The sequence below is a fragment of the Streptococcus halichoeri genome (assembly GCF_009870755.1).
GTDB lineage: Bacteria > Bacillota > Bacilli > Lactobacillales > Streptococcaceae > Streptococcus > Streptococcus halichoeri.
Window position 1 is genome coordinate 1 of sequence record NZ_WLZU01000040.1, and the last position, 9,607, is coordinate 9,607.

Annotated in this window: 9 protein-coding genes; 8 read left to right on the plus strand and 1 reads right to left on the minus strand. The window is 41.5% G+C overall.

All coding sequences use genetic code 11. From position 1 onward, the window contains the following. Window positions 1-365: 365 nt before the first annotated feature. The 8 genes from GWD08_RS08195 (at window position 366) to nox (ending at window position 8,114) form a co-directional block, all read left to right on the plus strand. Entirely contained in the window at window positions 366-950 is a 585-nt protein-coding gene (locus GWD08_RS08195) for a thymidine kinase (protein WP_159565179.1), read from the plus strand. A gap of 39 nt (window positions 951-989) precedes the next feature. Continuing rightward, window positions 990-2,069, plus strand: coding sequence for a peptide chain release factor 1 (gene prfA / locus GWD08_RS08200; RefSeq protein ID WP_159565181.1), 1,080 nt, complete (start codon window positions 990-992; stop codon window positions 2,067-2,069). Continuing rightward, window positions 2,069-2,896, plus strand: coding sequence for a peptide chain release factor N(5)-glutamine methyltransferase (gene prmC / locus GWD08_RS08205; protein WP_159565183.1), 828 nt, complete (start codon window positions 2,069-2,071; stop codon window positions 2,894-2,896). The genes prfA and prmC overlap by 1 nt, the downstream gene beginning before the upstream one ends. Further along, window positions 2,889-3,503, plus strand: coding sequence for an L-threonylcarbamoyladenylate synthase (locus GWD08_RS08210; RefSeq protein WP_159565185.1), 615 nt, complete (start codon window positions 2,889-2,891; stop codon window positions 3,501-3,503). The genes prmC and GWD08_RS08210 overlap by 8 nt, the downstream gene beginning before the upstream one ends. A gap of 76 nt (window positions 3,504-3,579) precedes the next feature. After that, window positions 3,580-4,836 carry a serine hydroxymethyltransferase gene (glyA, locus tag GWD08_RS08215; RefSeq protein ID WP_159565187.1) on the plus strand — a complete coding sequence of 419 codons (1,257 nt, stop codon included), beginning with the start codon at window positions 3,580-3,582 and terminating at the stop codon, window positions 4,834-4,836. 6 nt (window positions 4,837-4,842) lie between these two features. Next, window positions 4,843-5,820, plus strand: coding sequence for a nucleoid-associated protein (locus GWD08_RS08220; RefSeq protein ID WP_159565189.1), 978 nt, complete (start codon window positions 4,843-4,845; stop codon window positions 5,818-5,820). Between the two features lies 1 nt (window position 5,821). Then, window positions 5,822-6,424 carry a lysozyme family protein gene (locus GWD08_RS08225; RefSeq protein WP_159545221.1) on the plus strand — a complete coding sequence of 201 codons (603 nt, stop codon included), beginning with the start codon at window positions 5,822-5,824 and terminating at the stop codon, window positions 6,422-6,424. A 322-nt stretch (window positions 6,425-6,746) separates the two neighbouring features. After that, window positions 6,747-8,114, plus strand: a complete 1,368-nt coding sequence (gene nox, locus GWD08_RS08230; protein ID WP_159548161.1) for a H2O-forming NADH oxidase — start codon at window positions 6,747-6,749, stop codon at window positions 8,112-8,114. Window positions 8,115-8,572: 458 nt separating this feature from the next. Here the strand turns inward: nox and GWD08_RS08235 are convergent, their stop codons facing one another. Next, window positions 8,573-9,556 carry an L-lactate dehydrogenase gene (locus GWD08_RS08235; RefSeq protein WP_159545217.1) on the minus strand — a complete coding sequence of 328 codons (984 nt, stop codon included), beginning with the start codon at window positions 9,554-9,556 and terminating at the stop codon, window positions 8,573-8,575. Between the last annotated feature and the right edge of the window lie 51 nt (window positions 9,557-9,607).

Here is a 9,607-nt window from a genome sequence, read left to right on the forward strand (position 1 = left end):
ACGAAGATATTCAAAAGTTAGGGAAAAACTGCATACACAACACGATTTACAACTTAAAAAAGCTTCAATAACGTTGATTTGACAGCGTTTATAGAGATTTTTTTATTTTTTAACTGATAAACTCGGGTAAAAAACTCCTCAGGCAAAGCCGATTAAATTATGATATAATAATCTTCTGAGTGTTATCAATCACTATCAACAATTACTTAGAGGAGACCTGGCTTATTTAGGAATGATGACAATAATACAAAAGCAGCTGCCAACCAGCTGTGTAAGCTAGTTGATACAGGTAAATGACTCACACAACCAACTGACAACTGAACTTTTTTGAGTACAGTTGGTACAAAAAAGGAAATAAAACAAAAATGTCTCAATTATACTTTAAGTATGGCACGATGAACTCTGGCAAGTCCATTGAAATTCTCAAAGTGGCCCATAATTATGAAGAACAAGGTAAACCAGTGGTTATTATGACAAGTGCACTAGATACCCGCGAAGGCTATGGCATTGTTTCTAGTCGCATCGGGATGAAGCGACGAGCCATTCCCATTACTAGCGAGATGTCTGTCTATGACACCATAGCAGCACTTCCGCAAAAACCTTACTGCGTCTTAATTGACGAGTGCCAATTTCTCAGCAAGGAAAACGTCTATGATTTGGCCCGTCTAGTGGATGAGTGTGATATTCCCGTGATGGCTTTTGGCTTGAAGAATGATTTTCAAAATGAATTGTTTGAAGGTTCAAAATACCTACTTTTGCTTGCTGACAAAATTGACGAAATTAAGACCATCTGTCAATATTGCAGCAAAAAGGCTACTATGGTCTTGCGGACAGAAAATGGTAAGCCCGTCTATGAGGGCGCCCAGATTCAAATCGGAGGCAATGAAACCTACATTCCCGTATGTCGTAAGCACTATTTTCATCCTCCAAAAAAAGACGCACAGACATGAGCAGAATAAGCAAATCGGATAAAAGAGGAGTATAAGGATATGAACATTTATGATCAACTACAGTCCGTTGAAGACCGTTATGAAGAGTTAGGAGAATTGCTCAGCGACCCAGAGGTAGTTGCAGATACGAAACGTTTTATGGAACTCTCTAAAGAAGAGGCGAGCATCAGAGACACCGTCTCCACCTACCGTCACTATAAGGACATTTTACAAGCCATTGAAGATGCCGAAGAACTAATCAAAGAAGCTGGTGGCGATGCTGAGATCGAAGAGATGGCAAAAGAAGAACTCAAAGAATCAAAAGCAGCTAAAGAAACCTATGAAGACCAGTTAAAAATTCTGCTGTTGCCAAAAGATCCCAACGATGATAAAAATATCATTTTGGAAATTCGCGGAGCAGCTGGAGGTGACGAAGCGGCTTTATTTGCCGGAGACCTCTTAAACATGTACCAAAAGTTTGCAGAAAGCCAGGGCTGGCGCTTTGATGTCATGGAAGCTTCCTACAATGGCGTTGGCGGTATCAAAGAAGTTGTGGCTATGGTATCTGGGCAATCCGTTTACTCCAAATTAAAATACGAATCTGGCGCCCATCGCGTCCAACGTGTCCCTGTTACTGAAAGTCAGGGCCGCGTACACACTTCAACAGCAACTGTCTTAGTCATGCCAGAAATCGAAGAAGTTGAATACGAGATTGATCCCAAAGATTTGCGCGTGGACATTTACCACGCTTCTGGTGCTGGCGGACAAAATGTCAACAAGGTTGCCACTGCTGTACGGATCGTCCATTTGCCAACCAACATTAAGGTGGAAATGCAAGAAGAACGCACCCAACAAAAAAACCGTGACAAAGCAATGAAAATTATTCGGGCCCGCGTAGCCGACCACTTTGCCCAGATTGCCCAAGATGAACAAGATGCAGAACGCAAGTCAACAGTCGGCACAGGCGATCGTTCCGAGCGTATTCGCACCTATAATTTCCCGCAAAACAGAGTTACCGATCACCGCATTGGCCTTACACTACAAAAGTTAGATACCATTTTAGCTGGTAAGCTAGATGAAGTGGTGGACGCTCTAATAATGTACGACCAAACACAAAAATTAGAATCCCTCAATAATTAATGAATTACGCCCAACTTATCCAACGCTACAGCTTGGAGCTAGTCGCGGTTGATGAAGATCCACAAAATCTTATCTATGTATTTAAAGAATTAAAAGCCTGGACCACTTTGGATTTTGTGCTCCACCAAAATCAAGCAGCAACAGATGCTGATCAAAAGCTTTTGCAAGCTATTATGCAGCAATTACTGCAGCACCGATCGCCGCAATACATTACAGGAAAAGCCTATTTTCGCGACTTGGTCCTCACAGTTGATGAACGCGTTCTTATCCCACGGCCTGAGACCGAAGAGCTGGTTGAGCTAATCTTGCAGGAAAATGATAACTCTTATAAGAGAGTCCTAGATGTGGGGACTGGCAGCGGAGCGATAGCTATTGCCCTCAAAAAAGCCAGACCTGAGTGGCAAGTAGTGGCCAGTGATATTTCTGCTGATGCCCTTGATGTGGCCCAGCAAAATGCTCGTGATTTAGGAATACAGCTTGATTTTATCCAGTCTGATCTTTTATCAGCCATCACTGGTTCTTTTGATATTATTGTCTCCAATCCTCCTTATATTGCACCGGAAGACCAGGCAGAAGTCGCTGTAAATGTCTTAGCATCTGAGCCACATTTGGCCTTATTTGCTGCTGAACATGGCTTTGCTGCTTATCGGGGTCTATTGTCACAGACCACACCCCATCTTACTAACCAGGGGAAAATCTATTTAGAAATTGGCTATAAGCAGGCAAAGCAAGTGCAAGAGCTGAGTACGCTCTACTTGCCAGAGAAACGCCTGCGCATTTTACAAGATAGTTATGGAAAGGATCGGATGGTAGCTATTGATGATTGAAGCGTTAATACAAGAGATTAGGGCTGGCGGGGCTGTTGTTTTACCAACCGAAACAGTCTACGGCTTGTTTGCAAAGGCCTTGGACCAAGATGCCGTTGATAGGGTATATGCCCTTAAAAAGCGTCCACGTGATAAGGCTATGAACCTCAATGTCGCTGACTATCAGTCCATTTTAGCTTATTCAAAAGAGCAACCTCGTGGTTTGAAAGCCCTTTATGACGCCTTTTTACCAGGCCCACTGACGATTGTTTTAAAGGCAAATGAGCAAGTGCCGCCATGGATTAATTCAGGCTTAGCCAGCCTTGGCTTTCGGCTTCCCGCTCATCCGGTAACACGCCGGATTATCCAGGAGGTCGGTCCCTTAATTGGCCCTTCTGCAAATGTTTCTGGGACAGAAAGTGGAAAGCAATTTAGCACTATTCTCACTAGCTTTGATCATAAGGTGATCGGTTATGCAGACGACCACGCTTTAACAGGCCAGGATTCGACAATACTTGATTTGTCTGGCCCTAAAGCCAAGATTTTGCGACAAGGAGCTATCACTCAAGCAGCTATTTTAGAGGTAGTGCCCGATCTGGTCTTTGAAGCAAAAACCCACTCCCTCTAAAAGTTTCTTACTTGTATTTAAGGAGTATCTAGCTGGTAAAGTCCCCTCTCGTACAAAGCAATCAAAGGAGAGCAAAATGATTTTTGACAAAGATGACTATGAAGCATTTGACCCAGATTTATGGGCAGCCATTCATGCCGAGGAGCAACGTCAAGAGCAAAATATTGAATTAATCGCTTCTGAAAACAGTGTCTCAAAAGCTGTAATGAAGGCCCAAGGCTCTCTTTTAACCAACAAATATGCCGAAGGGTATGTGGGTAAACGCTACTATGGTGGCACTCAATTTATCGATAAGATTGAATCGTTAGCGATTGACCGTGCCAAGCAGCTTTTTGGCGCTGCTTATGCCAATGTTCAGCCGCATTCTGGTAGTCAAGCCAATGCCGCAGCCTATCTGGCTTTGATTCAGCCAGGTGATACTGTCCTTGGGATGGATTTAGCTGCCGGTGGTCACTTAAGCCATGGCTCACCGGTGAATTTTTCTGGGCAGACCTACCATTTTGTCGCTTATTCAGTTGATCCAACTACAGAAATGCTAGATTATGATGCTATCTTAGCCCAGGCTAAAGCTGTCCAGCCAAAATTAATTGTCGCTGGTGCATCAGCCTATTCCCGACTAATTGATTTTGCCCGCTTTCGTGCCATTGCTGATGAAGTGGGAGCTTATTTGATGGTCGATATGGCGCACATTGCCGGGCTAGTAGCAGCTGGCTTGCATCCTAATCCGGTTCCTTATGCGCATCTCACCACCTCAACAACTCATAAGACACTACGTGGACCGCGTGGCGGTTTAATCCTAACCAATGACGCAACGTTGGCCAAGCGGATTGATTCGGCGATTTTCCCGGGTTTGCAAGGCGGGCCCCTAGAGCATGTCATTGCAGCGAAAGCAGTGGCCTTTAAAGAAGCCTTGGATCCAGCCTTTGCTCTTTATTCCCAACAAGTCATTGACAATACCAAAGCCATGGCAGATATATTTGCTAAGGATGGGCGTTTTCGTGTGATTTCAGGCGGAACCGATAACCATGTTTTTCTCGTAGAGGTAACCAAAGTCATTGCTAATGGTAAGCTAGCACAAAATCTTTTAGATGAGGTCCACATTACCCTGAATAAAAACGCCATCCCTTTTGAAACCTTATCGCCATTTCAAACATCAGGCATTCGAATTGGCTGCGCAGCTATGACTAGTCGTGGTATGGGCGTTGAAGAAGCAAAGCAAATTGCTAAACTCATTATCAAAGCACTCGTTCATCACAACGACCAAGCCATCTTAGAAACAATTAAACAAGAAGTGCGTCAATTAACCGATGCCTTTCCTTTATATGAGAAATAATCACCCATGTTAGATATTTACATTAAACAAATTATTATTCATCAGTTTTCACCCAGTGAAACGGAATTAACCTTAGCCGAGGTGCTAGTGACCATCAGTCCACGCATTGACGACTATTTTCGCAAAAAATTAACCAAGGTTTTCTCAGAAGATGCCAAGCGTGGCCAATTTGAATCAGACAATGCTTTTTTAACCTTGATCACTGATGATATTATAACCAGTAGTCAAGCTATTGCTAAAGATTGGAAAGAGGCTTTTGTCTTTGCTGAAGATCAAAAAACCAACGACCTGGTGTTTTTGCAGTTTGAAAAGGAAGGGCAACCCTATTTTGCATTCCTGCGAATGACCCTAAAAGAAAGCTTGGCCCATAATAGCAACGATCCCGAAAGTCCCTTTAGCCTTTCACAAAATACACTGCCAAATGCTACACAAGCACCCGATGAGGCACTAGTCATTAATTTGGCTACTAAGCACTATTACCTCATTGAAAAGCGGATTAAGCATAACGGGAGCTTTGAAAATTATTTTTCGCAAAACTTGCTTAAGGTAACGCCCGATCAATCAGTCAAAAAATCCATTAAAACAATCGAGCAAACAGCCCAAAAGATTGCCGAAGGCTTTCAAAAGGACGATTTTGCCTTCCAATCTAAATTAAAATCAAGTTTGCACCAGCAATTAGATCAAGGACAAGAACTGTCACCTGAAAAACTGGCAGACCAGTTGTTTGATGACAACTTGACTGCTCGCTTGACTTTTGTGGATCAGCTAAAAGAAGCCATTCCCCAACCCATCAGCGTTTCTGATATTGATTATTCACGGCAAAGCAAAAAATTAGAAAGCCAAAAATTATCCTTATCAAACGGTATTGAATTAACGGTACCCAATGCTATCTATCAAGATGCCGAATCGGTAGAATTTATCTTAAATGATGATGGGACCTATTCCATTTTAATCAAAAATATAGAGGATATTCAAAATAAATAGCATGTTTAAAACAATCAAACGTGTCATTTTCCTCGCCTTCTTTGTGTTTTGTCTCTATCAAGCCTTTATCATCCATCGAAATGTCCAAAATGTCTTACATTACAAACCGATGGTCGAAAAAGCTCTAGCAGAAAACAACACGCAAGCCAATGTTGATCTCGTGCTAGCGATGATTTACACAGAAACTAAAGGTGGTGAAGTTGATGTCATGCAATCCAGCGAAAGCAACAATGGACGCGCCAATTCAATCACCGACAGCCAAGTCAGTATCGCACATGGGGTAAAATTATTGTCCGAAAATTTAGCAACCGCTCGTGAGCACCAGGTTGACATTTGGACTGCCGTCCAGGCTTACAATTTTGGCCCGGCCTATATTGATTATATTGCCAAGCACGGAGGACGAAATACCATCCAGCTTGCTAAAACTTATTCAAGAACTGTGGTTGCCCCAAGCCTTGGCAATAGGACCGCAGAAAGTTATTTTTATTACCATCCGCTAGCCCTTATATCAGGTGGTCAACTGTATAAGAACGGTGGTAACATTTATTATGCACGCCAAGTCCATTTTAATCTCTATTTGATAGAATTCATGCGTTTGTTTTAGCATCAGTAAGCCTATTCACACGGATAGGTTTTTTAGCTATCCCCGAGGGAAGCCAAGTGTTTGCTTTTTTGGTAGCATCGCAAAAGCTACTAGCTTGTCTCCTATGGCGATGGAGCAATCAAAAACTGCACATAAGGTGGCTTTTATTTCGCATCATAGACAGCGGCAAACTAACAGCAGACTAAGCTTATCTCCAATAGACACAAGTACTCAGCCTAAAGTGAAAAACATCACGTTTTCTGAGCAAAACGCTTTCATCTGCTTCAGCCTTGTGTTACAATAAAAGCCTAACTAAATATTGTGAAAAGAGGAACAATCTTGTATGAGTAAAATTGTCGTTGTCGGAACAAACCATGCAGGTACAGCAGCCATAAAAACACTCTTAACAACCTACGGAAGCGAAAATGAGGTGGTCTGTTTTGATCAAAACTCCAATATTTCTTTTTTAGGCTGTGGGATGGCTTTATGGATTGGCGAACAAATAAAAGGACCAGAAGGTCTATTCTATTCAGACAAGGAAGAACTTGAAAGCATGGGTGCCACCGTTTACATGGAATCACCCGTCCTAAATATTGACTTTGACAAAAAAGAAGTCCTAGCTTTGGTTGAGGGCAAAGAACATGTTGAAAATTATGACAAATTAATCTTAGCCACTGGCTCACAGCCCATTATTCCGCCAATCAAAGGACTTGCTATTCAAGAAGGGTCACGAGAATTTAAAGCCACTCTTGAAAACCTCCAATTTGTCAAACTCTATCAAAATGCAAAAGAAGTTATTCAAAAATTAGAAAAACCAGGAATTAATCATGTAGCTGTCGTTGGCGCAGGCTATATTGGGGTCGAATTAGCAGAAGCTTTCCAACGCAAAGGCAAAGAAGTTGTCCTTGTTGATATTGCTGAAACATCACTTGGCGGCTACTATGACCGTGATTTTACCAATGCTATGAACAAAAACTTAGCAGACCATGGTATTGAGTTAGCCTTTGGCCAAACTGTCCAAGCAATAGAAGGTGACAAGAAAGTAGAACGTCTGGTTACTGACAAAGCAACTTATGATGTGGATATGGTTATTCTTGCTGTTGGTTTTCGACCAAATACTGCTCTAGGAGCAGGTAAACTTGAAACCTTCCGCAACGGTGCATGGGTAGTGGATAAAAAACAAGAAACCAGCATCAAAGATGTCTATGCTATTGGGGATTGTGCTACCATTTACGATAATTCAAGGCAAGATACCAACTATATTGCTCTAGCCTCTAATGCCGTTCGCACAGGAATCGTTGCTGCTCATAATGCCGCCGGCCATCCAATAGAAGGCGTTGGTGTGCAAGGCTCAAATGGTATTTCAATTTATGGTTTAAATATGGTCTCTACCGGCCTTACCCTTGAAAAAGCAAGACAAGCTGGTTTTAATGCCCTTGAAACAGAATATAAAGACCTCCAAAAGCCAGAATTCATCACTCATGATAACCATGAAGTGGCGCTCAAAGTGATTTATGATAAAGACACACGTCATATCCTAGGAGCACAATTAATGTCATACGAAGACATTTCAATGGGGATCCACATGTTCTCCTTAGCCATCCAAAAACAGGTGACTATTGAGGAATTGTCACTCATGGATATTTTCTTCTTACCGCACTTTAACAAACCCTATAACTACATCACTATGGCTGCCTTAGGCGCTGAGTAAACTAATGCTTAACACCTAGGGACATTTACTTACTCCAAACAGCAATCAAAAACTGGTCTTACCTCTTGCAATACCAAAAGGATAAGATCAGTTTTTAAGCTATAAAATTAGAAAAAATAGTGAACAAAAGCAGTAGACTGTCTTGCTTAAAACGGTCCTAAAAAGCATAGATCGCACAACTTTCAAGTTTTCTTGGTTTTACAATTTTGTTTTGTAGTTTTAGAGCTATGCTGTTTGGAATAGCCCCAAAACGTGTTTCTTGGTTAAAATAGACATTGCCTGATTGATGATTGTATTAAAAAACGAATGACGCAAAGAAACAGATGTTTCAATTCTAAGTCATTCGTTTTTTGCTTGTGAGTATGTTTTGAAAGTTTCTATTGCCACAATCTTAAAAAAGCTAGCAGAGACTTTTTCTTAATCTAAATGGCAAAAGGTCTAATTATCAGATAGTATTATTAGTTTTTGGCAGCAGATGCAAATTCTTCTTTTGCAAAAGCTTCATCAATAATATCTTTTAATTGCTTAGCAGAACTTTGCATTTTTTGCAATTCGGCATCACTCAAAGGAATATTGACAGGACGAACCACGCCATAAGCACCTACAATTGCTGGTTGTCCAATATAACAATCCTCAACACCTGGGTATTGACCTTCTTGGAAGACAGACAATGGAAGAACTGCATTTTCATTGTCTAAAATCGCTTTCGTAATTCGAGCTAGGGCTGCTGCAATACCGTAGAAGGTTGCACCTTTTTTGTTAATGATAGAATAAGCAGCATCACGAACAGAAACAAATAAATCAACAAGTCCCTGCTCATCTATGTCGCGGTTATCTTGTAACCAGTCATAAAGTGTAACACCAGCTACGTTGGCATGTGACCAAACAGCAAATTCAGAATCACCGTGTTCCCCCATAATGTAAGCATGGACAGAACGCGCATCCACGCCAATTTTATCAGCTAGGGCTTGACGGAAACGCGCTGAGTCAAGGGAAGTACCTGAACCAATAACGCGCTCTTTAGGAAAACCAGAGAATTTCCAAGTAGAATAAGTCAAAACATCAACAGGGTTAGCAGCTACTAGGAAAATACCTTTGAAACCAGATGCAACGATTTGAGTAACGACTTCTTTATTGATACGTAAGTTTTTTTCAACCAAGTCAAGACGTGTTTCACCTGGTTTTTGTGGTGCACCCGCTGTCAATACAACAAGGTCAGCATCGTGACAGTCTGGGTAGTCAGCAGCATAGATTTTTTTAGGGGATGTGAAAGCTAGAGCATGGCTTAAATCCTCAGCATCACCTTGTGTTTTTTCTTTAAAAATATCGATAATCCCTAATTCTTGGGCAATATTTTGAGTAACTAGAGCAAAGGCGTATGAAGAACCCACAGCACCATCACCGACAAGGATAACTTTTTTATGTTGTTTAGTTGCAGTCATTTCTAAACATCTCCTTCAATTTTTTAGGGTTGCAAAGGCCCTATATCTATA

Bases quoted from the DNA above. Each gene is read 5' to 3' on its own strand.
- GWD08_RS08210 (WP_159565185.1), top strand. From the start codon at position 2,889: ATGATTGAAGCGTTAATACAAGAGATTAGGGCTGGCGGGGCTGTTGTT.
- prmC (WP_159565183.1), top strand. From the start codon at position 2,069: ATGAATTACGCCCAACTTATCCAACGCTACAGCTTGGAGCTAGTCGCG.
- GWD08_RS08220 (WP_159565189.1), top strand. From the start codon at position 4,843: ATGTTAGATATTTACATTAAACAAATTATTATTCATCAGTTTTCACCC.
- prfA (WP_159565181.1), top strand. From the start codon at position 990: ATGAACATTTATGATCAACTACAGTCCGTTGAAGACCGTTATGAAGAG.
- GWD08_RS08235 (WP_159545217.1), bottom strand. From the start codon at position 9,556: ATGACTGCAACTAAACAACATAAAAAAGTTATCCTTGTCGGTGATGGT.
- GWD08_RS08195 (WP_159565179.1), top strand. From the start codon at position 366: ATGTCTCAATTATACTTTAAGTATGGCACGATGAACTCTGGCAAGTCC.
- GWD08_RS08225 (WP_159545221.1), top strand. From the start codon at position 5,822: ATGTTTAAAACAATCAAACGTGTCATTTTCCTCGCCTTCTTTGTGTTT.
- nox (WP_159548161.1), top strand. From the start codon at position 6,747: ATGAGTAAAATTGTCGTTGTCGGAACAAACCATGCAGGTACAGCAGCC.
- glyA (WP_159565187.1), top strand. From the start codon at position 3,580: ATGATTTTTGACAAAGATGACTATGAAGCATTTGACCCAGATTTATGG.